The 23,692-nt window shown below is 71.1% G+C and carries 21 protein-coding genes and 2 pseudogenes; 18 read left to right on the forward strand and 5 right to left on the reverse strand.

The genetic code is table 11. From position 1 onward, the window contains the following. Positions 1-84: 84 nt before the first annotated feature. From AB0N07_RS05950 to AB0N07_RS05965, 4 genes are all read left to right on the forward strand, one after another. On the forward strand, positions 85-858 hold the full coding sequence (locus AB0N07_RS05950; protein ID WP_365832492.1) for a nucleotidyltransferase domain-containing protein: 774 nt from the start codon (positions 85-87) through the stop codon (positions 856-858). Positions 859-913: 55 nt separating this feature from the next. After that, on the forward strand, positions 914-1,645 hold the full coding sequence (locus AB0N07_RS05955; protein WP_344403934.1) for a hypothetical protein: 732 nt from the start codon (positions 914-916) through the stop codon (positions 1,643-1,645). Between the two features lie 533 nt (positions 1,646-2,178). Beyond that, positions 2,179-4,068: an FUSC family protein gene (locus tag AB0N07_RS05960; protein WP_365832495.1), complete on the forward strand. Its 1,890-nt coding sequence runs from the start codon at positions 2,179-2,181 to the stop codon at positions 4,066-4,068. Positions 4,069-4,228: 160 nt separating this feature from the next. Then, complete coding sequence (locus AB0N07_RS05965) at positions 4,229-5,212, forward strand: hypothetical protein (RefSeq protein WP_365832497.1); 984 nt, start codon at positions 4,229-4,231, stop codon at positions 5,210-5,212. Between the two features lie 48 nt (positions 5,213-5,260). Here the strand turns inward: AB0N07_RS05965 and AB0N07_RS05970 are convergent, their stop codons facing one another. Continuing rightward, complete coding sequence (locus AB0N07_RS05970; RefSeq protein WP_365832499.1) at positions 5,261-6,214, reverse strand: endonuclease/exonuclease/phosphatase family protein; 954 nt, start codon at positions 6,212-6,214, stop codon at positions 5,261-5,263. Between the two features lie 137 nt (positions 6,215-6,351). Here AB0N07_RS05970 and AB0N07_RS05975 point away from each other — a divergent pair. The 3 genes and pseudogenes from AB0N07_RS05975 to AB0N07_RS05985 all read left to right on the forward strand — a co-directional run. Continuing rightward, a pseudogene (locus AB0N07_RS05975) lies at positions 6,352-6,930 on the forward strand (amidohydrolase family protein); the annotation flags it as partial. A 99-nt stretch (positions 6,931-7,029) separates the two neighbouring features. After that, positions 7,030-8,229 (forward strand): cytochrome P450, encoded by a 1,200-nt coding sequence (locus AB0N07_RS05980; protein WP_365832501.1) that lies wholly within the window; start codon positions 7,030-7,032, stop codon positions 8,227-8,229. 165 nt (positions 8,230-8,394) lie between these two features. Further along, entirely contained in the window at positions 8,395-8,580 is a 186-nt protein-coding gene (locus AB0N07_RS05985; RefSeq protein WP_365832503.1) for a hypothetical protein, read from the forward strand. A gap of 21 nt (positions 8,581-8,601) precedes the next feature. Here AB0N07_RS05985 and AB0N07_RS05990 read toward each other — a convergent pair. Together AB0N07_RS05990 and AB0N07_RS05995 are read right to left on the reverse strand one after the other, a co-directional pair. Next, positions 8,602-9,006, reverse strand: a pseudogene (locus AB0N07_RS05990) (ABC transporter ATP-binding protein); the annotation flags it as partial. 103 nt (positions 9,007-9,109) lie between these two features. Further along, positions 9,110-9,709, reverse strand: coding sequence for a hypothetical protein (locus AB0N07_RS05995; RefSeq protein ID WP_365832505.1), 600 nt, complete (start codon positions 9,707-9,709; stop codon positions 9,110-9,112). Positions 9,710-9,923: 214 nt separating this feature from the next. Here AB0N07_RS05995 and AB0N07_RS06000 point away from each other — a divergent pair, with 214 nt between their 5' ends. The 4 genes from AB0N07_RS06000 (at position 9,924) to AB0N07_RS06015 (ending at position 12,847) form a co-directional block, all read left to right on the forward strand. Beyond that, positions 9,924-10,151, forward strand: a complete 228-nt coding sequence (locus tag AB0N07_RS06000) for a hypothetical protein (RefSeq protein WP_365832508.1) — start codon at positions 9,924-9,926, stop codon at positions 10,149-10,151. Between the two features lie 102 nt (positions 10,152-10,253). Next, entirely contained in the window at positions 10,254-10,880 is a 627-nt protein-coding gene (locus AB0N07_RS06005) for a helix-turn-helix domain-containing protein (protein WP_365832510.1), read from the forward strand. Positions 10,881-10,982: 102 nt separating this feature from the next. After that, complete coding sequence (locus AB0N07_RS06010; protein ID WP_365832512.1) at positions 10,983-11,894, forward strand: protein kinase; 912 nt, start codon at positions 10,983-10,985, stop codon at positions 11,892-11,894. After that, positions 11,777-12,847 carry a PASTA domain-containing protein gene (locus AB0N07_RS06015; protein WP_365832514.1) on the forward strand — a complete coding sequence of 357 codons (1,071 nt, stop codon included), beginning with the start codon at positions 11,777-11,779 and terminating at the stop codon, positions 12,845-12,847. Before AB0N07_RS06010 ends, AB0N07_RS06015 begins: the two co-directional genes overlap by 118 nt. A gap of 727 nt (positions 12,848-13,574) precedes the next feature. Here AB0N07_RS06015 and AB0N07_RS06020 read toward each other — a convergent pair. Further along, entirely contained in the window at positions 13,575-15,188 is a 1,614-nt protein-coding gene (locus AB0N07_RS06020) for an MFS transporter (RefSeq protein WP_365832516.1), read from the reverse strand. Between the two features lie 186 nt (positions 15,189-15,374). On the opposite strand from AB0N07_RS06020, the gene AB0N07_RS06025 reads away from it, so the two are divergent. Beyond that, positions 15,375-16,013: a TetR/AcrR family transcriptional regulator gene (locus AB0N07_RS06025; RefSeq protein ID WP_365832518.1), complete on the forward strand. Its 639-nt coding sequence runs from the start codon at positions 15,375-15,377 to the stop codon at positions 16,011-16,013. Between the two features lie 35 nt (positions 16,014-16,048). Continuing rightward, positions 16,049-16,819 carry a DUF2993 domain-containing protein gene (locus tag AB0N07_RS06030; protein WP_365832520.1) on the forward strand — a complete coding sequence of 257 codons (771 nt, stop codon included), beginning with the start codon at positions 16,049-16,051 and terminating at the stop codon, positions 16,817-16,819. A gap of 2 nt (positions 16,820-16,821) precedes the next feature. On the opposite strand, the gene AB0N07_RS06035 is transcribed toward AB0N07_RS06030, so the two are convergent. Beyond that, a complete protein-coding gene (locus AB0N07_RS06035) occupies positions 16,822-17,457 on the reverse strand; it encodes a TetR/AcrR family transcriptional regulator (RefSeq protein WP_365832522.1) in 636 nt (211 codons plus the stop codon). A 134-nt stretch (positions 17,458-17,591) separates the two neighbouring features. On the opposite strand from AB0N07_RS06035, the gene AB0N07_RS06040 reads away from it, so the two are divergent. From AB0N07_RS06040 to AB0N07_RS06060, 5 genes are read left to right on the forward strand one after another with little or no spacing between them, the layout of a single operon-like run. Beyond that, positions 17,592-18,734, forward strand: a complete 1,143-nt coding sequence (locus tag AB0N07_RS06040) for a VOC family protein (RefSeq protein ID WP_365832524.1) — start codon at positions 17,592-17,594, stop codon at positions 18,732-18,734. Between the two features lie 36 nt (positions 18,735-18,770). Beyond that, on the forward strand, positions 18,771-19,709 hold the full coding sequence (locus tag AB0N07_RS06045; protein ID WP_365832526.1) for a fumarylacetoacetate hydrolase family protein: 939 nt from the start codon (positions 18,771-18,773) through the stop codon (positions 19,707-19,709). A 19-nt stretch (positions 19,710-19,728) separates the two neighbouring features. Beyond that, the gene (locus AB0N07_RS06050) at positions 19,729-21,309 is read left to right on the forward strand and encodes a bifunctional 3-(3-hydroxy-phenyl)propionate/3-hydroxycinnamic acid hydroxylase (protein ID WP_365832528.1); all 1,581 of its coding nucleotides are present in this window, start codon (positions 19,729-19,731) and stop codon (positions 21,307-21,309) included. Further along, positions 21,306-23,273, forward strand: coding sequence for an acetoacetate--CoA ligase (locus tag AB0N07_RS06055; protein ID WP_365832530.1), 1,968 nt, complete (start codon positions 21,306-21,308; stop codon positions 23,271-23,273). Before AB0N07_RS06050 ends, AB0N07_RS06055 begins: the two co-directional genes overlap by 4 nt. After that, positions 23,270-23,662 carry a DoxX family protein gene (locus AB0N07_RS06060; RefSeq protein WP_365832532.1) on the forward strand — a complete coding sequence of 131 codons (393 nt, stop codon included), beginning with the start codon at positions 23,270-23,272 and terminating at the stop codon, positions 23,660-23,662. The genes AB0N07_RS06055 and AB0N07_RS06060 overlap by 4 nt, the downstream gene beginning before the upstream one ends. Positions 23,663-23,692: the final 30 nt, after the last annotated feature.

A 23,692-nucleotide genomic window follows, 5' to 3' on the forward strand; every position in this document is an offset into this window, starting at 1 on the left:
TACAGGGTGAGCGTGCCGCAGGCGCTGCGGCGGCTGCCCGCGCCGATGAGGTGGTGTCGGTCACGCCCTGGCAGGATGGCCGGCATGGCGGAGACGACCAAGGACGATCAGGGGTTCCTCGACACCGTCGCCGACCGGCTCGCCGCCCTTCCCACTGTCCGGGCCGTCGCCCTCGGCGGTTCCCGCGCTGAGGGCACGGACCGGCCCGACAGCGACTGGGACCTGGCCGTCTACTACCGCGGGCCGTTCGACCCGGACGGTCTTCGGGCCCTCGGCTGGGAGGGCGAGGTCTCGGAGGTCGGCGGCTGGGGCGGCGGCGTCTTCAACGGAGGTGCCTGGCTGACGATCGACGGCCGGCGCGTCGACGTCCACTACCGCGATCTCGACATCGTCGAGCACGAGTTGGCGGAGGCGGAGGAAGGGCGGTTCCGGGTGGAGCCGTTGATGTTCCATCTCGCCGGGATTCCGAGCTATCTGGTCGTTGCCGAACTGGCGGTCAACCGGGTGCTTCGGGGCGAGGCGCCCCGGTCGGCCGCGTACCCGCAGAAGCTGCGGGCCTCCGCCGCCGAGAGCTGGCGGGGCACCGCCCACGTCACGCTCGCCTATGCGAAGGCCAACCACGCCCCGCACGGCCGCCTCGCGGAGGTCGCCGGAACCGTCGCCACGGCCGCCGTACAGACCGGGCATGCGGTGCTGGCGGCGCGAGGGGAGTGGGTGACGAATGAGAAGCGGTTGCTGGAGCGGGCCGGACTGCGGGGAATTGACGCGGTACTTGAGCAACTGGAACCGGACCCGGACGTGTTGGTACGGGTGATCGATGACGCGGAGGCGCTCTTCTCTTCTGCAATGCACCCCTGATCGGCGGCGAATAATCCTTCGAGATTGAGCAGTTGTCGCTGCTACCGTCCCGGACGTGGCGAAACTCAATCAGATCATCGCAGTGGAGAAGGGCATCAAGTCCAAGGCGCACCAGGACCTGACGGCCGCTCATCACGGGCTGCAGAAGCCCGCTTTGTTGGCCGGTATCTCGCGTACGTACCAGCCGAAGGACGAAGAGGGCGAGCAGCTGCCGCCCGAGTCGACGCGGGTGCAGGTGCAGGCCGAGGACGTGCTGCGGGAGACCGCCGCGACCCTGACCCGGCTGTTCGACGTGACCGCCACGAAGGACTGGGCCAACTGCACCGCCCGTGCCGATGTGAAGGTGGACGGGCGGGTGCTGGTGGCCGACGTGCCCGTCTCCTATCTGCTCTTTCTCGAGAAGCAGCTCGTCGATCTCAACACCTTCGTACGGAAGCTTCCCGTTCTCGACGCCTCCGAGTCGTGGGTGCAGGACCCGTCCACGGATGCCTGGAAGACCGAGCCGGTACGGACGCTGCGGACCAAGAAGGTGCCGCGGAACCACGTCAAGGCCGAGGCGACCGAGAAGCATCCCGCCCAGGTCGAGGTCTACTACGAGGACATTCCCGTCGGGTACTGGACCACCGTGAAGTTCTCCGGCGCCCTTCCCGCCCGCCGCGTCAATGAACTCCTCGACCGCGTGGAGAAGTTGCAGCAGGCAGTGAAGTTCGCGCGTGAGGAGGCGAACGGCACCGATGTCGTCGACCAGCGGGTCGGTGACGCCGTGTTCGGCTACCTGTTCGGGTAGCCTTTGAGACTCCCCGGTCCTTTGCGGCCGGGGTGCGCGAAGAGCGCAAGCTGAAGCTGAAGCTTGTCGTGACTCAGCGGTCCGCACCCGCCAAAGACATCAGGGGTGGGCCGCGATCAAACTAAGACTATCGCTCCAGACTCAGCATTCGCCGTCGATCGCCGGATCGACCGGGCCCAGGCCCCAGCGCGTCGAAATGCTGGTTCAAGTCCAGTCCGCACAGCTCGATGTGCGGTGGTCCAAAGGCAGGACGCGACGACCTAACGACTGATCTGGGTTCTCAAGCGTGCCGGCGTGTGAATATGGACGGCATCCCAGGGCCCGGGGGCAGGCTACGCCCCCGGGCCCGCCTGCGTTCATCCGGGAATTGCGTTCATAAAGAACGCGCCCTTCCGGCCAACCGTCACACCCCGGAAACACAATCGTCCCGTTCCCTCCAGGAACGCGATCTACCGTGGGCACCACACCCCGAAACTCGGCCACCGTCGCCCGAAGGCACACCCCGCCCTCGTCCGTACAGGAGCCCAGCCCCCGTGTCCCGCACCGGCTCTGAAACCCGTCACCTCGCGCTGCCGCCCTGGCTCGCCCACGCCCTTCGCGCCCAGCGCGGACCCATCCCCTGGAGCGCCGTCGTGCGCGGTGCTCTTGCCGCCGGGCCGCTTCTCCTCACCGCGGTACTCATCGGTCGCACCTCCCTCGGCGTCGTCGCCGCCATCGCCGCCATGCTCGCCGGGATCAACGACCGGCCCGGCAGTCGTCGCGCCTCCGTCAAGCGGCTCGGGGTGCCCGCGCTCGCGGGGGCCGGTGGGCTGCTCGTCGGGACATTTGCCGGTGAGCATGTCGGAGCGGTCGTGCTCACTCTCCTGCTCACCGGCGTCGGGCTGCTCGCCGGAGGCATCAGCGCCATCGGGCCCGTCGCCTCCGGCGCGGGGACGCAGTTGCTCGTCGCCTCCGCCATCGGGGCCGGGATGCCGGTCCCGGAGGCGGGCTGGCTGCGTGCCCTGGCCTTCCTCGCGGGCGCCGGGTGGCTGCTCGCCCTGCGGCTGGTGCTCCCCACGCCCGGTGCCACCGCCGGTGACTTCCGGTTCGACGGGGAGCGGGATGCCGTGGCGGCCGTGTACGACGCCGTCGCCGATCTGCTCGAGGCGGCGGGGACCGAGGACGGCATCGCGCGCCGGGCCGCGCTGACCGCGGCCCTCGACCATGCGCAGGACGCCCTCGCCGGCCCCCGGCTGAGGCGTTACGCCTCCTCCTCCGCGGAGCGACGGGTGCACGCGCAGTACGCCGCCGCCCTCCCCCTCGCTGAGGCCGCGACCGCGCTCGCCTGGGCCGGGGAGGCCGTTCCCGGGCGGGCGTCCGAAGGGCCACGGCGGCTCGCGGCCGCCGTACGGGAGGACACGCACACCGGGCCGCTGCCCGCACCCCACCGCTCGGCTCCCGCCCTGCGCGCCCTAGACGACGCCCTGCTCCATGCCGCCGACGCCTTCGACCAGGGGGAAGGGGGCGACCTGCACACCCGGCGGCGTACGGCCAGGGATCAGTTCCGCCTCGCCTTCGGGGCCGGTGGGCGGGAGTACGGGCTGCGGGTCGCCCTGTGCTTCGGGGCCGGCGCGGGGGTGGCGCAGGCCCTGCACCACGCCCGCTGGTACGGGCAGCACGCGCACTGGTACTGGCTGCCCGCCACCGCCGTCTTCCTGGTCAAGCCCGACCTCGGGCCGCTGGTCTCGCGGGTGCTGTGCCGGGCGGCCGGCACCGTGCTCGGGGCTCTTGTCTTCGCCGGGTTCGCCGCCGTACTGCCCCGGCCCGAAGGGCTCATCGCGCTGGTGGCCGTCAGCGGGGCCCTCATCCCCGTCGCCACCCGGCACTTCGCCGCGCAGACCGCCGTCGTGACCGTGCTCGTGCTCGCCCTGGTGATGGTCGGCGGGGAGCCGCAGGCCTCCGCCAGCCGGATCGGTGAGACCCTGCTGGCCTGTGCGATCGTCCTCATCGTCGGGCATCTGCCGATGCCGGGGCAGCGGGGCGGGACGGTGCAGGCCCGGCTCGTCGCGGCGGGCAGCGCCGCGCACGCCTACCTCGCCCATGTTCTGCGTGAGGCCCGCGACCCCATGGCCGGCCCCGACTCCCGGGCCACGCGCTGGACCCTGCGGCGCGAGGCCTACCGCACACTCGCCGAAGCCGGGACCGCCATCGCCCTCGCCGCCGCCGAACTCCCCGCACTCGCCCGGCACTCGGAGGGCGCGGACGAGGTCGTCGCCATCCTCGAAGAGCTCGTCGACACGACCACCGCCTGTGCCGTTCAACTCGACGACTCGGGACGTCTGTCCGCTCGCCAGCGGGAGCAACTCACCGATCTGCTAGCGCAGTTCGAAAAGGGGCGTGAACGGACGGGGCTACGCCTGCCCGGGCTGCCCATCGCCGTGTAGCACCCGCTCTCCCCCCGATTTGCCGCACGGGCAGTCGAAGATCCGGATGGCCGCGAGGTGAACTCACGGGCGGTGAACGAAAATTCGTACGACAGTTCCTGTCCTGCGACGCACACTGGTGCCTTCGTGTGCCTTCGTGCCCCAGTTCCAGGAGAGGTTCATGTCCAAGCACAGGTTCCTGCCCAGACTCCCGCATTTGGCCGGTGCCACCACGGCCGCCGTCGCTCTGGCGGTGCTCGCGACCGCTCCCGCGTCCGCGGACGAACCGACCGTGTCCCGGCCCCGTGTCGTCGCCCACTTCGACCTCGCCGCAGGGCAGTCGCCGGAGAACATCGCCGTCGAGCCCGACGGCTCCGCCGATCTGACCTTCGCCTCCGCCCGGCAGGTCGCCCACGTCACCCGGGACGGGAGCACCACGATCCGTGCGACCCTGCCCGACGAGCCGAACCCGAACACCCCCGTACTGAAGGCCGCGACCGCCTTCGGCATCGCCCGCGCCCACGACGGCACGCTCTACGTCGACTACGCCACCGGCACCGACAAGACCGGCGTCTGGCGCATCGCGCCCGACGGCAGCGCACCCCGGCAGATCGCGCAGCTGCCGACGACCGCACTGCCCAACGGCCTCGCCCTCGACGAGCGCCACGGCGTGCTCTACGCCGCCGACTCGGCGCAGGGCATCGTGTGGCGGGTTCCGCAGGCCGGGGGCACGCCGACCGTGTGGGCCAAGGACACCGCCCTCGATCCGGTCCCGGTCACGGGCGCCGGATTCGGTGCCAACGGAGTCAAGGTCCACGGCGGAGCCGTATGGGTGTCCAACAGCGACCGGGGCACGCTGCTGCGCATTCCCGTACGGCCGAACGGCTCCGCGGGCGCGGTCGAGACCCGGGCGACCGGGCTCACCAACGTCGACGACTTCGCCTTCCCCGGACCGCACGACGACACCGTTCTCGCCGCCCTGATCGGCGTCAGCGAGCTCGTCGAGGTACGCCCGGACGGCACCCACTCCGTCGTCCTCACAAAGGCGGACGGGCTGTCCAACCCGACTTCCGTGGCGGTGCGCGGCAACACTCTCTACGTCAACAGCGCCGCGTACTTCACCCAGCAGGACCCGAACCTGCTCGTCGCCCACCTGGGCTGCTAGCGAGCCCGGCGGCGGGGCATGCCGTTCCGGCGCGCCCCGCCGAGCGGATCACTGCCCCACTCGCACCCACACCGGCGCATGGTCCGACCCGGGCTTTCCCTGCCGGTCCGCCGGGTCCGGTCCCACCGACGGCAGCCGCAGCGTCCCGTCGCCCGGCAGGCCCGTCCCCGCCGCCGTCACCCGCAGGAGCAGACGGTGGCTGACCAGGATGTGGTCGATCAGTTCCCGGCGCCCGGAGCTGATGCGGGAGTAGCGCTGCTCGGCGGGGATCAGCGGGGCCACGTCCCACAGCCGTTCCGCATCGCCCTGGTCGGGATGGCCGTAGCCCGGAGTGCCGATCTCGGAGCCGGGCGGGCCGAGCAGGATCTGCGTGGTCGCGGCCTGCACCTCGTCGTTCAGATCGCCCAGTACCGCTACGTCCCGTTCGCGTCCGTCCCCGGCCAGCAGGGTGTCGGCCAGCGCGCGCAGGGCTGTCGCCTCGGCGGCCCGCCGGTACAGGGCGTAGGCGCCGTAGCGGGCCCGTTCACCCTCGTCATGGGGGAAGAAACGGTTCCCCGGATAGGCCGGCAGCTTCGACTTGAGGTGGGCCACGGCCACCCGCAGCGGGCCGAAGTCCGTCGCGACCTCGACGGCCAGGAAACCGCGCCCCGCCGCCGACACCGGCGCACCGGAGTCGTCCTCCTGCACCGGCCGCAGCTCCGCCGGGAACGTGTTCGTGTCGGCCACCACCTCCACCGCCGTACGGCTGAGGAAGCCGACCCGGATGCCCCGGCCGTCCGGATGCCCGGAGAGCGCGACATGCCAGTCGCCGTCCAGCATGCCGACCAGGTCGTCCAGCGCCTCGGGCTCGCCGACCTCCTGCACGCCGAGCAGCGCCGGGTCGAGCTCCGTGATCACGGCGGCGAGGGAGGCGAGCTTCGTCTCGTAGGCGGCCTTGTCCTTGGGCCCGAAGGGGCCGCCGGGCCGGTACAGGTTCTCCAGGTTCCAGGTGCCGAGGAGCATGCCGGGCCCCTTCCAGAAGCCGTGCGGCGAGCTGTGGTGAGGACAGGGTCCCCGAGGCCGGCCGGTTCCGCGACCGGACGGGACCGGATGCGCGGATCGGCTCACGCCGGCCGACGACGGCGTCCTACGTCGGCGGGATGACCGACTCTCCCGCCGATCTCGTCATCACCGGCTGCACCGTCCTCGTGCACGACGATCAGGAAGGGGTCGGGTTCGAGGAGGGCGCCGCCGTCGTGGTACGGGGCGGGGTCGCCGAGTCGGTGACGGCCGCCTTCGCGGTCGAGCATCTCGCCGCGGCCGAGCGCATCGACGGGCGTGGCCGGGTCGCGATGCCCGGCCTGATCGACTGCCACACGCACGCGCCGATGGTCGCGCTGCGCGGCGCCGCCGAGGACCTGCCCACCGAGCAGTGGTTCAACGACGTCGTCCGGCCGGTCGAGTCCAACCTCACCGAGAGGGACGTGGAGTTGGGGGCGCGGCTCGCCCGCGCCGAGCTGATCCGCGGCGGCGTCACCTGCTTCGCCGACCACTACTTCGCCATGGACGCGGTCGCCGCCGTCGTCGAGGAGTGCGGGATCCGGGCCCGTCGGGGAGAGGCGTACTTCTCCGCCCAGGGACCCCAAGGCCGGGAGAAGTCCGAGGAGTTCGCGCTACGACACCGGGGTGGCGCCGACGGCCGCATCACCACCGCGCTCGCTCCGCACGCGCCGCCTACCGCCTTCGGCCGGGGCGTCTTCCACTTCGCCGGTCAACTCGCCCAGAGGGTGACGCAGTCGGCCCCCAAACCGTGAGCCCCGGCGCCCTACGCTGACCCCATGGATCCCGCCGACGGCCTCCTCGACCACCCCTACGACGTCTACCGGCGGCTGCGCGAGACCGCGCCCGTGCACCGCATCGCCGGACCGGACGGCACCCCCGCCTGGCTCGTCACCCGCTACGACGACGTACGCGCCGCCCTCGCCGACCCGCGGCTCTCGCTCGACAAGCGGTATGCCGTCGCGGGCACCTACAAGGGCTTCTCGCTGCCGCCGGCGCTCGACGCCAACCTCCTCAACATGGACCCGCCCGACCACACCCGCGTGCGCCGCCTGGTCGGCCGCGCCTTCACCACGCGTCGCGTCGAGCAGCTCCGTACGCCGATCCGCCGCACCGCCGACCGGCTCCTCGACGCGCTCGGTGCGCACGGCACCGTGGATCTGATCGCCGCCTACGCCGCGCCGCTGCCCATCACCGTCATCTGCGATCTGCTCGGCATCCCGGACCAGCACCGCCTCGACTTCCGGATCTGGACCGACACCCTCGTCGCCCCGGCCCCGGACGCCGGGCCCGAGGCCGCCAAAGAGGCGGTGGTGGCGATGCTCGGCTACTTCACCCGGCTCCTCGCGGACAAGCGCAGCGAGCCCGCCGACGACCTGCTCTCCGATCTGATCGCCGTGCGCGAGGAGGGTGACCGGCTCAGCGAGGACGAGCTGATGTCCCTCGCCTTCCTCATCCTCTTCGCCGGTTACGAGAACACGGTGCAGCTCATCGGCAACGCCGTCCTCGCCCTGCTGCAACACCCCGAGCAACTGGTCGCCCTGCGCAAGGACCCGACCCGGCTCCCCGCCGCGGTACAGGAGCTTCTGCGCTACGAAGGCCCCGCGCTGCTCGCCATCCGGCGCTTCCCCGTGACGGACGTGACCATCGGCGGGGTCACGATCCCCGCCGGCGAGACGGTCTGGGTCTCCCCGTCCGCCGCCGACCGCGACCCCGCCCGTTTCCCCGACCCCGACCGCCTCGACCTGACCCGCGACGCCTCCGGCCACCTCGCCCTCGGCCACGGCATCCACTACTGCCTGGGCGCACCCCTGGCCCGCGCCGAGACCGAGATCGCCGTCGCCGCCCTCCTGCAACGCTTCCCCGAACTCGAACTCGCGGACGACGACCTGCGGTGGCGCCGCTCCCTGCGCGCCCGCGGCCTGGTCGAGCTCCCGGTGACGTATACAAAGGGGCATTACGTCGAGTGCAAGGAATGAAACAGAAAGTAGTCGAAACGCGGTCGGGATCTTCACTAAGTGACCGGACCCTCACAGTCCGCGGTGAACGAGTGTCAACTACGTCTCAGTCCGGCAACTGAGCGAGGCGTTCGGCCCCTGGAAGGCGTTAACTCCTACAAGTACGACGCTTTCTGGAGGTGCAGGATGGTGAACGGGCGAACAGTGCTCGAACGCTTTCCCGCGGGCGGGCCGCGGGGATCGTGGCCGGCCGAGGAGTTCGCGCATGCGCGGCGCATGGAAGGGCTGGCCGCCGAGGTCGTCATGGACCTGGCTACGGACACATTTCTCGTAGTCGTGCGCAGCGAGGCGACCGTCGACGCGGTCGCCTGACCGCTCCGCAGCGGCGCCGGTTCAACCGGCCTTCGGCACCGGCGCCGAGTACTGCTCGGCCTGGAGCGAGTGCAGCTCCGCGTAGATACCGCCGCTCGCCAGCAACTCGTCCGGAGTGCCGGACTCCGCCAGGAGGCCCTGGTCGAGGACGTGCACCAGGTCCGCGTGGCGCACCGACGCCAGCCGGTGGGTGATCAGCACGACGGTCTGCCCGGCCGAGGCCAGGGCGCGGATCTTCTCGAAGACCTCCAGCTCGGCCCGCGCATCCAGGGCCGCCGTCGGCTGGTCCACGACCAGGATCCGGCCGCGCCGGTAGGCGGCCCGTGCCACGCCGAGCCGCTGCCACTGGCCGCCGGACAGCTCATGGCCGCCGTTGAACTGGCGGGCCGGCAGGGTGTCCAGGCCACGCGGCAGATCGGCCACCACGGCGGGATCTGTGGAGTGTTGCCCGCGAGAGGGATGCCGTGTGGTGCCGGGATCGCGGCGATGTCGTTCATGGTGACTTCTGCGGACGGCGGTGCCGTCGCGGTCAGGGCGTGTCCTGCGCCGACTGGCTGCCTGCCGCCCGGGCACGCTGGACCGAGGCGTACGAGCGGGTCGTCTGGCGCATGACCAGGGTCTGCAGGGCGAGTTGCAGGCCCCGGTCGACATCGGCTCCCACCTGGAGCCAGAAGTCGCAGGCATGGTCGGAGTAGGCCTCCGGGTGGCGCGGCACCAACTCGTCGTAGCGTTCCGCCGCCCGGTCCCGCCACGGCTGAGCCTCCTGGTGACGGCCGACGGCGTGCAGGGCGAGTGCAAGGTGGGAGGCGTACTCGGGGTCGTCACTCGTCTCCGCCAGGGGACGCAGGCGGTTGGCGGCCGCATCGGCGTCTCCGCACAGGAGTTCCACCTCGGCGAGGTGGCCGATGGCAGGGGCGTAACCGGGCACTCGGTATCGGGGGCCGTCGAACGCTTCGCGGGCCGCGGGCAGTTCACCCTCGCGCAGCCACATCACCCCGCGCCGGAAGTCCAGTTGGGCGAGAGGGAAGGGCGAGACGCCCCGGTAGGCGTTCCGGGCCTCCCGGAAGACGTGCACCGCCTCCGCGATGTTGCCGCTTTCCGCATGGAGGACGGCGAGGGCGCTCAGCATGGCGAAGTCCGGTGCGGGGCTGCCTCCCTCAGCAGAAGGTGAGCCTCGCCGTAGCAGCCGACCGCCTGCATGATCGCCGCTCGTTCCGCGGCCAGGCCGTCCGGTCGCGCGCCTGCTCGGTCCGCAGCGTCGAGGTCGGACATGGCCGCTGCGAATCGGTGCAGGGTCGCCCGGGCCCGGGCCCGGGCCCGGGGAACTGTCACCGCACCAGACCGTGGCCGTGCTGCATCTGTCCGCCCAGGGCGCCTACAGCGACGCCCGCCGCCGCTACGCCGACGACGTCCTTTCCTTCAGCCCCTGGCACGCCCTGGAGGTCCACCGCCCGCTGGGCCCGATCATGCGCTCCCGCCGCGCCGCGTACCCCGCCTCCAGCGACTTCCGGCACCGCTTCAACGGCATCGAGCCGCAGGAGCCGTCCGACATCAAGGAGCTGCCCGCCTGACCAGGTCCCGACCGACCCCGGATGCGGCCGCGGGTCGGTCGGGACTCGCGTGCCAGAATGGAGAAGTCCCTTCTCCGCCCTGTCTTCTTCGAGGTTCCTTTCGTGTCCCAGCCCGTGGGTCGTGTGCCCCAGCGACGCAACGCACGGTCCAACCGGGCGCGCATCCTGGCCACCGCGCGCCAGGAGTTGGGGCGGAATCCCGACATCACCCTGGAGGAGCTCGCCCGCGCCTCCGGTGTCGTACGGCGCACGCTGTTCGGGCACTTCCCCGGCCGGGCCGCGCTCCTGGATGCACTGGCCGAGGAGGCCACCGAGGCGCTCCACGCCGCCGTTGCAGTAGGAGCAGGCGCGACGGAACCGGCGGACCGGGCGCTCGCCCACTTCACGTTGGCGCTCTGGCCCGTGGGCGACCGCTACCGGATGCTCCTGGCGCTGGCCCGACGGGACCTCGGCATGGACCGTGTCGCCGGGATCCTGGAGCCCGCCCGGATCAGGGTCGCGGCCATCCTGGAGCAGGGACAACGGGACGGGATCTTCCACACCCACCTGCCGGCCCCGGTGCTGAGCGCCGGTCTGGAGGCGATGACGGTCGCCCTGCTGGAAGAGGTCAACACCGGGGCGCTGGAGGACGACGGCACCCGGGTGGCCATCACCACGCTCATCGCGGCCGGTGTGCCGGAGAAGCGGGCGCAGATCGTCGTCGACGAGGTGGCCGCCGCCGAGGGCTGAGATCCCCCTGCAGTCCGACGTGACCCCGGTGCGACGCACCGGGGTCTTTCCGTGTCCGCCCCCACTTCTTTAGTTACCCCTAGATGTGCAATTATCTTGGGCATGAACTTCGGTGGACCAGACGATCTGGCCTTCTCCCGGCCTGCGCCGGTGGCGGTCCTCGGTGACAGGTACGAACTGCGGCTGCTGCTCGGCTCCGAAGGCATGGCCGAGGTGCATCTCGCGCACGATCTCCGGCTCGACCGCGGCGTCGCGGTGAAGACTCCGCGCACCGACCTCGCCCACGATCCGGCACTCCAGGAGCGGTTCCGGCGGGAGGCCCAGTCCACCGCCTCGCTCAACCGCCCGGCCATCGCCGCGGTCTACGACACGGGCGAACACCTCTCGTACGGGGCGCAGTTGCCGTACCTCGTGATGGAGTACGTCGACGGCATGACCCTGCGCGAGGCCCTGTACTCCGGACCACCGCTGACCGTCGAACGCGCCTTGGAGGTGACGGCCGGCGTCCTGGAGGCGCTCGCTCATTCCCACCAGCACGGCATCGTGCACCGGGACATCAAGCCGGCCAACGTCATGGTGACCTGGTCCGGCCAGGTCAAGGTCATGGACTTCGGCATCGCCCGTGACGCACGGGACGTCGGCATGACCCAGACCTCCCTGGTGATCGGCACCGCGCAGTACCTCTCCCCGGAACAGGCGATGGGACACGCCACCGACGCCCGCTCCGACCTGAGTTCGTACAGGAGGCAGCCCACCGAGTACACGTCCAGGAGGAACCGCGACCGCCGAGCCTCCACAACCCCGAGGTCGGACCGCAGGTCGACGCGATCGTCCTGCGGGCACTGTCGAAGGACCCCGCGTACCGCTACCAGTCCGCGCAGGAGATGCTCGCCGACGTGGATGCCCTCGGGGCGCGGACCGTCCTGGACCGGGCGTTCGACGGCGGTGACGAGGAGGAGCCGGACGGCGATGTCCCGGCGGAGAGCGGTCGCCGCAGAGGCAGAGCCGCGCTGATCGGGATGGGTGTCGCGGTCGTCGTCGCGGCACTCGTGCTCGGCTGGTTCATGTTCGGGCGCGGTACGGCCGACGACGGCAAGGCGGACGTACCCGATCTCGTCGGCCAGTCCCTGGAGGAGGCCCGGCGCACGGCGGACAACGTCGGACTCACGCTCACCGTCACCAAGAAGGAGCCCTGCGCGGACCAGCCCAAGGGGCACATCTGCGAGCAGACCCCACTGGACGGCCGGCTCGACAAGGGAGAGGCGGTGTCGGTCACCGTCTCCAGCGGCGCTCCGAAGGTGGAGGTGCCGGACGTCACGGACAAGAACGAGGACGACGCGTCCCGCATTCTGGAGGACAAGGGCTTCGAGGTGAAGCTCCGGCACAAGGTGTCCACCAAGGACGCCGGGACCGTCCTGGAGCAGGACCCGGCAGGCGGCGACAGCGTCGAGAAGGGCACCGAGATCACCCTCACGGTGACCAAGAAAGCCGAGAAGGCCACGGTTCCCGACCTCACCGGCAGCACCCTGAGCGTGGCCCGCAAGCTGCTCGCCGAGCACGACCTCGAGCTGGGCGACACCACCGAGGTGGACAGCAGCGAGGCAGCAGGGACCGTCGTCGAACAGAGCGCCGCCGCGGGACACGAGGTCGAGCCCGGTTCGTCGGTCGACGTCCAGATCGCCAAGTCGGTGCAGACGGTGCAGATCCCGACGGACATCGTCGGCAAGACCCTGGCGGAGGTCCAGAACGAACTGGGTGGACTCGGCCTCCAGGCGACCGTCGCCTCCGGGTACTCCCAGGCCTCCGACGCCGTGGTCACCTCCAGCACCCCGGCGGCGGGGAGCGAGGTCGAGGCGGGCAGCACGGTGGTCGTCGTCACCGAGGAGGCCCAGGACCCGTCGTCGGACGACGGGACACCCGCCGAGGACACGGCGACGACGCCGGGGGCGACGAACGGCGGCCAGTGAGACGTTGCAGACACCGGACAGCATCGAGCCCTCAACCGGCCATGCCCGGTTGAGGGCCCTTTGCTGTCTTCCTCGGGAAGGTCACTCAGTCGATGACCGGGGCCAGGGTGCCGGGGAATGAACGCTCGAAGGGCGCCCGGGCGCCCGGCCCATGAATGGTGCCTGCGCAGTGCGCTCCACCGGGAGCAGCCCGGCAAACGCATCTTCAAGACGAGCCGCAGGGCCGTGGAACTGCAAGGGCACGGACGCGGCACACTGGCCGGCCACCCGCATGGCCAGACGCCGCCAGGCACGCGCTTCCACCGCCTCGGCCTGCAGCATCGCGACCCTGTTGAGGATCACCAGGGCCAACGGAACGCCGAACGAAGCGTCGTCACGGACGAGGAGACATGGGTGAGGAACGCCTTGTCCGCCCAGAATCCCGCGTGATCTCGCCACCAGCCCAGGCCGAGCAGCACCACGCCAACCATCCACAGCGCCACACCCGGAACTCAACCGCGCGGCGTCTCTTCCCAGATCCCCCACACCTGCCCAGCCCCTCCCAGAACGGCTTGACCACCAGCTCCCCGACGCTGCACCGCCCAGCTCGGCGGACAGAAAAAAAGGGGGACGGTGCCGGGTGTCCCCTCCCGGCACCGTCCCGGGGCCGTGTGCCGCTCAAGGCACGGCCCGTTCAGGGGGTGATGGGGAGGCCGGAATCGGGGTTCCGGCCTCCGGTATGCAGGGCTCAGGCGCCCACGGTCTCGGTCTGCTCCTCGGTAGCCGGTGCCGCCTCTTCCTCACCCTGCTTGGCGGTGTGCCCCCGGCCGGGCAGGACGGCGATGACGATCAGGGTTCCGGCGGCCATGATGATGCCGCCGATGAGGCTGGTGTGGGCGATGGCGTGGGCGAAGGACTCGTGGACCGCGCCCAGCAGGGTCTGGGCCTGCTGGGCGCCGCCCTGGGGGTTCTTGGCGACCTGCTCGGCGACCGCGATGCCGCCGCCGACGGAGTCCTTGGCGGTGTCCATGGCCTCGGCCGGGAGGTGGCTGCCGACCAGGTCGGTCAGCTTGTCCTTGTACGAGGTGGCCAGCAGCGAGCCGAGGATGGCGATGCCCAGCGAGGCGCCGAGTTCCAGGGCGGTGTCGTTGGCGCCGCCGCCGACGCCCAGCTCCGACTCGGGGAAGGAGCCCATGATGGTGTCGGTGGCCGGGGACAGGCTCAGGCCGATGGCGAAGCCGAGCAGCAGCAGCGGGGCCAGGAAGTCGGTGTAGGCGGAGCCGGAGTCGATCCGGGTGAGCAGGAAGACGCCCACGGTGCCGATCACCATGCCGGTGCCCACCACGATCTTCACACCGAGCTTCGGAGCCAGCTTGCCGGTGACGGCGGCGCCGACGAACACGGCTCCGGCCAGCGGCAGCAGGCGGATGCCGGTCTCCAGGGCGTTGTAGCCGAGGACGAACTGCAGGAACTGGGTGGAGTAGTAGATCGAGCCGAAGGTGCCGAAGAAGAAGAACAGCACCGCCATCATCGAGCCGCCGAAGGGGCGCTCGGTGAACTTGCGCACGTCCAGCATGGGGTTGGGGTGCTTCAACTCCCAGGCCACGAAGGCCAGCAGGCCCACGCCGGCGACGACGGCCGCGGTGATGGGGCCGACGCCCCAGCCGAAGTGCGGGCCCTCGATGGTCGCGTAGACCAGGGAGCCGACCGAGACGATGGACAGCAGGCCACCGACGTAGTCGATGCGGCCCATGTCCGCCGCCTTCGACGGCGGGACCAGGAGCAGCGTGCCGACGACGGCGAGGACGGCGATCGGGACGTTCATCAGGAACGTCGAGCCCCAGGCGTGGTTCTCCAGCAGCCAGCCGGCGGCGAGCGGGCCGGCGGCGATGGCGAGGCCGGAGGTCGCGGACCAGGCGGTGATGGCCTTGGCGCGCTCGGCGCGTGGGAACATCGCGACCAGCAGCGACAGGGTGGCCGGCATGACCACGGCGGCACCGACACCCATGATCGCGCGGGCTGTGATGACCAGGTTCGTCTCGTCGACCAGGCCGCCCATCACCGCACCTCCGGCGAAGATCAGCAGGCCGAGGACGAGGGCACCGCGGCGGCTGTACTTGTCGCCGATCGCGCCGAGCACGAGCATCAGGGCGGCGTAGGGGACGGTGTAGCCGTCGATGACCCACTGCAGGTCACTGCTGGACAGCCCCAGGTCCTTGGTCATGTCGGGGGCGGCCACGATCAGCGATGTGTTCGCCATGACGACGATCAGCAGGCTCAGGCACAGGACCAGCAGGGCCCACCAGCGCCGGTGATAGGGCTCCGTCATCTTCTCGACGGGTGTGTTCGGAAAGAGCGGCATGGTCAGGCTCCTCGGCAGGAGGTGAAGCGCAGGCTTCGGGGTGCGGAATCGATGGGATCGGTGCACGCGGGGCCAAGAGGGGCCCGGCACCAGGGGCAGCTAATTGCCCGTTGATGTGCAGACTAGTTTATTGCCCACTGGTGTGCAACTATCGAGTCGACCTCGCCCGTCCACCGGAGGTTCGACATGATCCACGCATACGTGACAGCCGCCCCGGAACGCAGACGCACTCTGCTCACGCGGGCCCGCATCCTCGAAGCGGCCCGGCAGGAACTCGGACGCGACCCCGACAGCAGCCTCGGTGACATCGCCGAGGCGGCAGGGGTGGTGCGCCGCACGGTCTATGGCCACTTCAACGGCCGGGCCGCACTGATGGAGGGGCTGGTGGGGGAGGCCACGTGGGCCTTGCGGCAGGCGCTCGCGGTCCCGCGCGCGCCGGTGGCGGACGCTGTCACGGAGCTGGCGCGCTTCGTCCTCGCGGTGTGGCCCGTCGGAGATCGCTACCGCATCCTGCTCCGCCTCGCCCCCCAGGACCTCGGGGCCGATCGGGTCGCTGAAGTCCTGGCTCCCGCGCGGGACATGGCGGAGGCGATCATCGGCCGGGGGCAGCGGCAGGGCGCCTTCCAGACCGGCGTCTCCCCGGTCGTCCTGACCAGGGCACTGGAGGGGTACCTGCTAGGGCTTCTGGACTGCGTGAACGGCGGGGTCTGGAGCGACGACGGCACCGGCACCGCGACCGCCGCCCTGATCGCGATGGGCGTGGCCGGAGACAGTGCTGCGGCGTGCGTCCACGGGCTTGTCCGGTCCGAGGGCGACGCAGCGTAGGCGCACTTCCCGAGCACCACTTGAAGAGGAGAACGATGTATCAGTCCCACCGCGACGAGGAGCCCTACTACGGCGACGGCTCCGTGTACGTGAGCCCCTCGACCCGGACCGGGCGGCGCGTGATCATCGCCGCTGCGTCCCTGGTGGCCCTGCTGGTCGGCGGAGTCGCGGTCGACCGGATCGCCGCAGCTCGCGCGGAGAGCCGTACGGCCAAGGCGTTCCAGGACGGAATGGGAACCGCCGATCGGCCGTCGGTGCACGTCAGGGGCTTTCCCGTACTGAACCAACTGGCTGCGGGGAGCTTGGACCATGTGGACCTGACCGCCCACGACATTCCGGCCGGCGGCAGCACCCGGCCGCTCCCGGTGACGAGGCTGACGGTCGGGATGGACGGGCTGAGGACCTCGGGGAGCGCCGACGAGGCGCACGCGGACGGCGTCACAGCGACTGCGTTCCTGTCGTACGCGGACGTGTCGAGCGCGCTCGGCGTGCAGGTGTCACAAGGGGACGAGTCCGGCAGGGTCGACGCGACCGCGAGTCTGCCGCTCGTCGGCGACGTGACCGTGAGCGCGGCCGTCTCGGCGGCCGGCGGCAACCGCATCGCCTTCACGGACGTACGCGCGGAGCGGGGTGAACTGCTCCCTCTGCTGAAATCGCTGCTCGACAAGGCCCTGGACGAGCCCATTCCGCTGCAGAACGTGCCCGAAGGGCTCACGCTGCGGTCGGTCACCACCAGCGAGGACGGAGTCGACGCCCGCTTCACCGGCCGCTCGGTCACGTTCCACCCGGACGCGTCGTCCGCGTGAGGTCAGACGGCGTCGGGCAAGGGGCGTCGGGCGACCTCGTGCGCGTCGTCCGCGGGCAGGCCCAGCATCCGTAGGACCATCTCGGCGAGGTTGACCGCGGCCTCGTCGCCGTCCACCTCGGGGCGGGCGAACCGCAGTTCCACCAGGGACAGCAGGGTGCCGCCCAGTGCGGACAGGGCGACCACGGGGTCGACGGGCGTGAAGCGGCCGGAGGCGATGCCGACCTGGAGATCGCGCAGGGCGCGTCGGGCCAGGCCGTTGCCCGAGTGGATGTGCCCGAGGCCACGGCGGCGCAGGACCTGCATCAGCTCCGGGTGGGAGTCGGCCATGCGGGCACTGAGCCGGAAGCCCGCCGCGAGCAGCTCCGCCGGGTCGTCGATCCCCGTCAGACGCTCGTCGAAGGCCTGCCCGAACTCCTCGAAGGCGTCGATCACTGCCGTCTCGAACAACTCCGCCTTGGAGCCGAAGTGGTTGTAGAAGGAGCCGAAGCCCACGTCCGCGCGCTCGGCGATCGCCTGGATGCTCGCGCTGGTGTCGCCGGTCTCGGCGAGTATCTGCCGGGCCGCTCGTACAAGAGCTCCACGGGTCTCTGCGCGACGTCGCTCGAACCGGTTGCTGGGCGGGGCTGACGTAGACATGCAGAGAGTCTAACGGTTACCCAATGTAGATCGCAGTCCTGATGAATTCATCATTTCCTGCGGCGAACGCCTTGACGACGGAACTGTCACAGTTGATGATTTCCTCATTACGGCAATGTTGCTCGGAGGGCACCATGTCTGAAACGCGCGTCAACGGGGACGTCATCACGGCCCACCAGGACCTCCACAGCGAGCAGGGCGCACTGCGCGGCGAACACCCCGGCCGCTCCCGGAATCCCGTGATCAAGGTGGCGGACCTGGCCTGGCTGGAGTTCGAGAAGCCCGACCTGGACCGGGCGGAGGTCTTCGCCCGCGACTTCGGCTTCGGTGTCGCCGCCCGCACCGCGAGCGAGCTGTGGCTGCGGGGCACCTTCGCCGGCTCGCCCTGCATGGTGATCCGGCGCGGCCGCACGTCCTGCTTCATCGGTCCGGCGTTCCGAGCCGCCGAGCGGGGCGATCTGGACCGGCTGGCCCGCGCCACCGGATCGTCCGTACGGGACTCCGACGTGCCCGGCGGCGGCAAGGTGGTCGACCTGCTCGACCCGTCCGGCTTCCCGGTCCGGGTCGTGCACTGCGGCGAACAGCTCCCCGCGCTGCCGGAACAGCAGCCGCTGCTCCTCAACTTCGGCACGGATCACCGTCGTAACAACGCCACCCAGCGGCCGCCGCGCGAGCCGTCCCGCATCCAGCGGCTCGGCCACGTGGTGCTGGAGACGCGGGTATTCGGCCGGGCCCTGGACTGGTACCTGGACACGCTCGGGATGATCGTGTCGGACTTCCTGTTCCTGGACGGGCAGCGCGGGCGCGGGCCGACGATGGCGTTCATCCGCTGCGACCTGGGCGGTGTGCCCGCCGACCACCACACCCTCGCGATGCATCTGGGGCCGGGGACGGGGTATGTCCACTCCGCCTACCAGGTCACCGACCTGGATTCGATCGCCACCGGCGGCGAGTATCTCAAGGAGCGCGGCTACAAGCGCAGTTGGGGCATCGGCCGGCACATCCAGGGCAGTCAGCTCTTCGACTACTGGCGCGACCCCGACCACTTCATGCTGGAGCACTTCGCCGACGGCGACCTGTTCTCCTGCGACGTCGAGCCCGGCTGGGCGCCCATGTCGACCAGCGGTCTGGCCCAGTGGGGCCCGCCGGCCACCCGCGACTTCCTCGGCGCGAGCCCCTCCCCGCAGCGGGTCCGCGATGTCATCGAGGCCCTGCGCGGCGACAACGAGATGGACCCGGCACGACTGTTCGGCCTGCTCAAGGCCGCCAACTCCTGACCCCTGCATGCGAATCCCCCTCACAAAGGCACTGACATGAGCACCAATGTCCTGCGCACCGCCGACGGCTGGTGGGTCGTCCTTGGCGACCGGGCCGTCCCGGTCGACACCAAGGCCGTGACGACCGCCGAGCTGCTGGCCGACCGGCCGGCTGTCCGCGAGGCCGCCGCCTCCGGCGAACCGGGCACGCCCGTCGTCGACCTGGTGGCGCTCTCGCCGGTCACCACCCCCTGCCGGGTGGTCGCCCAGATGGTCAACTACCGCAGCCACGCCCGCGATTCGGGTTTCAAGGGCGACATCCCGCCCGCGTTCTTCCGCAAGGCGTCCGGCTCGGTCAGCGGCCCCGGCGACGCCGTCGTCCGCCCCTCCCACGTGAAGTTCCTCGACTACGAGATCGAACTCGGGCTCGTCATGGGCGCGCCCCTGCCCGTCGGCACCGTGGTCGAGGAGGGGGACCTGCCGTCGTACGTCGCCGGACTGGTGATCACCAACGATGTCAGCGCCCGTGAGGTGCAGCTGACCAAGACGCAGTTCTACGAGAGCAAGTCGTACCCCACCTTCACGCCCACCGGCCCGCACCTCACGCTCCTGGAGCCGGAGGACTTCACCCATCTCCTGGACCTGCGGCTGAAGCTGAGTGTCAACGGCGAGCTGCGTCAGGACCGCACCCTGGCCGACATGATCGTCCGCCCGGCCAAGGCGCTCACCCTGCTGGCCCGCTTCCAGACCCTGGACGCCGGCGACCTGCTGCTCACCGGCACCCCCGGCGGCACGGCCCTGAAGGCGCCGCCGAAGGCCGTCGAGAAGATCGGCGCGCTGCTGCCGCCCGCCGTGAAGTGGAAGGCGTTCTTCAAGAGCCAGGCCAAGAACCCGCACTACCTGAACCCGGGCGACGTGATCACGGCGACGATCGCGACCCCCGACGGCCGCATCGACCTCGGCGAGCAGCGCACGCCCGTCGCGGCCGCGAACTGAACCCCGAGGTGAGCCGCACATGACCGTCGATGAAGCCGCGCGCGTGCCCGTCGTGATCGTCGGGGCCGGGCCGGTGGGCGTGACCGCCGCCCTTCTCCTGGCCCGGCACGGAGTCCGCAGTGTCGTCCTCGAACGCCACCGGGACATCTACCCGCTGCCGCGCGCCGTCGCAGGCGACGACGAGATCCACCGGATCCTTCAGGCTGCGGGCGTCGGTGAGGAGTTCGCCGCAATTGCCCGCCCGGCGAAGGGGCTGCGGCTGCTGGATGGCCGGCACCGGGTGATGGCCGAGTTCCGGCGCACCGAGCACGGCCACCACGGCTATCCGCAGACCAGCATGTTCGACCAGCCCGAGCTGGAGCGCGTGCTGCGCGACGCCCTGGCCCGGCGCCCCGAGTGCGAACTGCGCGGCGGCGTGGAGGTCACCGGCGTCGGCCCGGGCTCCACCGGCCCCGTCCGTGTCACCTACCGCGACGACACGGGTGATCACGAGCTGTGGGCCGACGCGGTCCTCGGCTGCGACGGCGCGGGCAGCTTCACCCGCAAAGCCATCGGCAGCGCCTGGGAGGACCTGCGCTTCGAGGAACTCTGGAAGGTCATCGACGTCGACACGACGGGCCCCGTCCGCTGCTGGGAAGGCGTCGACCAGATCTGCGACCCGGCCCGGCCGGCCACCTTCATGCGCGTGAGCGAGAGCCGCTACCGCTGGGAGTTCCGGCTCGGGGAGGGACAAGAGACGGTCCGTGAGCTGGTCGCCCCGTGGCTGCCGTCCTCGTACGACGGGGACTTCGAGGTGGTCCGCGAGACCCAGTACACCTTCCGGGCGCGCGTCGCCGACCGCTGGCGCCACGGCCGGGTCTTCCTGCTCGGCGACGCCGCCCACCTCACTCCGCCGTTCATCGGACAGGGCCTGTGCTCGGGGCTGCGGGACGCCTACAACCTCACCTGGAAACTCGCCCGCGTCCTCCAGCAGGGCGGCGACGAACGGCTGTTGGACACCTACGAGAGCGAACGCAGGCCGCATGCACGGCATGTGGTCCGCCTCGCGGTCGCCATGGGCTGGGCCATGACCGGCGGCCAGGACGGCGCCGCCGCGATCCGCCGCCGAGCGCTGGCCGCCGCCTGCCGCATACCCGGCCTGACCGAGCTGGTCGGCCGCGACCTCAGCCCACCCCTCACCGCCGGACCGCTCGTGCGGCGCAGTGTCCGCCGACGCCTGGCGGGCACACACGGTCCGCAACCGTGGGTGAGCGTCGGTGGACGACGTACCCGTCTCGACGAGGCGCTCGGCGATTCCTTCGCCGTGCTGACCGCCACAGCACCCAGCCCCTCCCTGACCGCGCTCGCGCACGGTCTCGGCGTGCACGCGATCCCGGTGGCCGACCTCGGCGACGACGGCACCCTCGCCGCCTGGCTGCGTGCCGGACGCGCGGATGCGGTCCTGCTGCGGCCCGACCGCGTCGTGATGGACATCGTCCCGGCAGGCGGCCGCGACTTCACGTCGCCCGCCGCCTGGGCACCTCTCCTGCACACCACACGAAGCCCGGTCCCTTTCGAACGGACTGCTCGGAAAAGCCTGTTGAGGAGTACGACGCGATGAGCACGCCCTTCTTCACACCCGATCCGCAGACGGCCGCCGCCAGTCGCATCGCGGACTTCGCCCAGTGTCAGGGCATGGACCCGGAGGACTACGCGGCCCTGCACCGCTGGTCGGTCACCGACCTGGAGGGCTTCTGGGGCGCGGTGTGGGAGTACTTCGACATCGACGCGGACACCCCGTACGAGCAGGTGCTGGCCGAGGAACGGATGCCCGGCGCCCGCTGGTTCACCGGCGCCACCCTCAACTACGCCCACCACGCCCTGCGCAACCTCGCCGACGACCGGCCCGCGATCATCGCACTGGACGAGAACGGCTCCGGCTACCAGCTCACGGCCGAACGGCTGCGCCTCCTGGTGGCGTCCGTGGCCGCGACCCTGCGCGACCTCGGCGTCGGCAAGGGCGACCGGGTCGTCGGCTACCTGCCCAACACCCCGCACGCCATCGTCGCGTTCCTCGCCGCTGCGAGCCTGGGCGCCGTGTGGTCGGTGTGCGGTCAGGACTACGCCGCCAAGGCCGCCGCCGACCGGTTCGCCCAGCTCGAACCCACCGTGCTGATCGCCGCCGACGGCTACCTGTTCAACGGCACCACCCACGACCGCCGCGACGCCGTCCTCGAACTCGCCCACGCACTCCCCACGTTGAAGGCGACCCTGCTGGTGGACCACGTCGGCCTGCCCTGGCCCTCGCAGGCGTACCCGTCGCTGGTCGTCCCCTGGGAGGACGCCTCCACCCGCACCGAAGATCTCACCTGCGTACCGGTCCCGTTCGACCATCCGCTGTGGGTCGTCTTCTCCTCCGGCACCACCGGCCTGCCCAAGGGCATCGTCCACGGCCACGGCGGTGTGCTCCTGGAGCATCTCAAAATCCTCGGGCTGCACTCGGACTTGGGCCCCGGCGACCGCCTGCTCTGGTACACCACCACCCACTGGATGATGTGGAACCTTGTCGTCTCCACACTGCTGACGGGTGCCACGACGTGTACGTACGACGGCAGCCCGGCCCCCTTCGCCAAGCTCGACGTCCTGTGGGAGCTGGCCGCCCGCCACCGCGTGACCGTCTTCGGCACCAGCCCCCAATACCTGCTCGGCATGGCCAAGTTCGGCATCGACCCGTCCGTCCACGACCTTTCCTCGATCCGCGTCGTGGGCTGCACGGGCTCGGCCCTGCCCGCCTCCGCCTATCCCTGGGTCCGCGGGCACGTCGGCGACCACGTTCTGCTGGCCTCCATCAGCGGCGGCACCGACATCGTCTCCGGGTTCGCGGGCAGCGCACCCAACACCCCGGTCTGGGCAGGCGAGTTGTCCGCACCGCACCTGGGTGTGGCGCTGGCCGCGTACGACACCGAGGGCTTCCCCGCCATCGACCAGGTCGGCGAGCTGGTCGTCACCCGCCCCATGCCCTCGATGCCGCTTTACTTCTGGAACGACCCCGACGACAGCCGCTACCGCGACGCCTACTTCTCCTCCTACCCCGGCGTGTGGCGACACGGCGACTGGATCACGGTCACGGGACACGGCTCGGTGATCGTCCACGGCCGCTCGGACTCGACGCTCAACCGCAACGGTGTACGGCTCGGCAGCGCCGACATCCACGACGTCGTCGAACGCCTCCCCGAGATCGCCGAAGCCCTGGTCATCGGCGCGGAGGAACCGGACGGCGGCTACTGGATGCCGCTGTTCGTGGTCCCCGCGGCCGGGGTGACCCTGGACGACACCCTGCGCGAGAAGATCCGCGACGCCGTCCGCACCGGCGCCTCACCCCGCCACGTCCCCGACGAGATCCTCGAAGTGCCGGGCATCCCGCACACCCGCACCGGCAAGAAGCTGGAGGTCCCGATCAAGCGACTGCTCCAGGGCGCGGCGGTGGAGCAGGTCGTCAATCCGGCCACTGTGGACAGCCCCGAACTCATCGACCACTACGCCCGGCTGGGCAAGGAGCGCCGCAAGGGCAGGTCCGCCTCATGACCACCGTGCTCGCTGTCGCCCTGTCCCTGGCCTTCCTTCCGCTGGGGCTGGCGAAGCTCGCCTCGGCGCCGTGCATGCGCCAGGCGGCGGCCCATCTCGGCATGTCGGTACGGCTCTATCGCGTCGTCGGCGCGCTGGAGGTGGCCGGGGCTGCCGGTCTGCTGACGGGGCTGACCTGGACGCCGCTGGGCGTGGCCGCCGCGACAGGCCTCGCGCTGCTGATGGCCGCGGCGGCGGTGGTCCACCTGCGCCACGGCGACCCGCCGTCCCGGGCCGTCCCGGGCCGTCCCGGCCGCCGCACTGGCCCTGATCTCCTTGACGTACGCGGCAACGGCGATGACCGCCGGCTGACGCGTCCTGTACGGCCGGGCACGGGCAGCCCCCTGTGAGGGTGGCGGCTGCCCCTCCCCGGCTCCGCG

Origin of the sequence: Streptomyces sp. NPDC051172 (genome assembly GCF_040682555.1) — a bacterium.
Classification (GTDB): domain Bacteria; phylum Actinomycetota; class Actinomycetes; order Streptomycetales; family Streptomycetaceae; genus Streptomyces.

Excerpts from the sequence above, each read along its gene's own strand:
- AB0N07_RS05950 (WP_365832492.1), top strand. The coding sequence starts at position 85 with ATGGCGGAGACGACCAAGGACGATCAGGGGTTCCTCGACACCGTCGCC.
- AB0N07_RS05995 (WP_365832505.1), bottom strand. The coding sequence starts at position 9,709 with ATGCTGAGCGCCCTCGCCGTCCTCCATGCGGAAAGCGGCAACATCGCG.
- AB0N07_RS06050 (WP_365832528.1), top strand. The coding sequence starts at position 19,729 with ATGACCGTCGATGAAGCCGCGCGCGTGCCCGTCGTGATCGTCGGGGCC.
- AB0N07_RS06045 (WP_365832526.1), top strand. The coding sequence starts at position 18,771 with ATGAGCACCAATGTCCTGCGCACCGCCGACGGCTGGTGGGTCGTCCTT.
- AB0N07_RS05965 (WP_365832497.1), top strand. The coding sequence starts at position 4,229 with ATGTCCAAGCACAGGTTCCTGCCCAGACTCCCGCATTTGGCCGGTGCC.
- AB0N07_RS06030 (WP_365832520.1), top strand. The coding sequence starts at position 16,049 with ATGTATCAGTCCCACCGCGACGAGGAGCCCTACTACGGCGACGGCTCC.
- AB0N07_RS06010 (WP_365832512.1), top strand. The coding sequence starts at position 10,983 with ATGAACTTCGGTGGACCAGACGATCTGGCCTTCTCCCGGCCTGCGCCG.
- AB0N07_RS05970 (WP_365832499.1), bottom strand. The coding sequence starts at position 6,214 with ATGCTCCTCGGCACCTGGAACCTGGAGAACCTGTACCGGCCCGGCGGC.
- AB0N07_RS06040 (WP_365832524.1), top strand. The coding sequence starts at position 17,592 with ATGTCTGAAACGCGCGTCAACGGGGACGTCATCACGGCCCACCAGGAC.
- AB0N07_RS06035 (WP_365832522.1), bottom strand. The coding sequence starts at position 17,457 with ATGTCTACGTCAGCCCCGCCCAGCAACCGGTTCGAGCGACGTCGCGCA.
- AB0N07_RS06025 (WP_365832518.1), top strand. The coding sequence starts at position 15,375 with ATGATCCACGCATACGTGACAGCCGCCCCGGAACGCAGACGCACTCTG.
- AB0N07_RS05985 (WP_365832503.1), top strand. The coding sequence starts at position 8,395 with ATGGTGAACGGGCGAACAGTGCTCGAACGCTTTCCCGCGGGCGGGCCG.
- AB0N07_RS06060 (WP_365832532.1), top strand. The coding sequence starts at position 23,270 with ATGACCACCGTGCTCGCTGTCGCCCTGTCCCTGGCCTTCCTTCCGCTG.
- AB0N07_RS06055 (WP_365832530.1), top strand. The coding sequence starts at position 21,306 with ATGAGCACGCCCTTCTTCACACCCGATCCGCAGACGGCCGCCGCCAGT.
- AB0N07_RS06020 (WP_365832516.1), bottom strand. The coding sequence starts at position 15,188 with ATGCCGCTCTTTCCGAACACACCCGTCGAGAAGATGACGGAGCCCTAT.
- AB0N07_RS05980 (WP_365832501.1), top strand. The coding sequence starts at position 7,030 with ATGGATCCCGCCGACGGCCTCCTCGACCACCCCTACGACGTCTACCGG.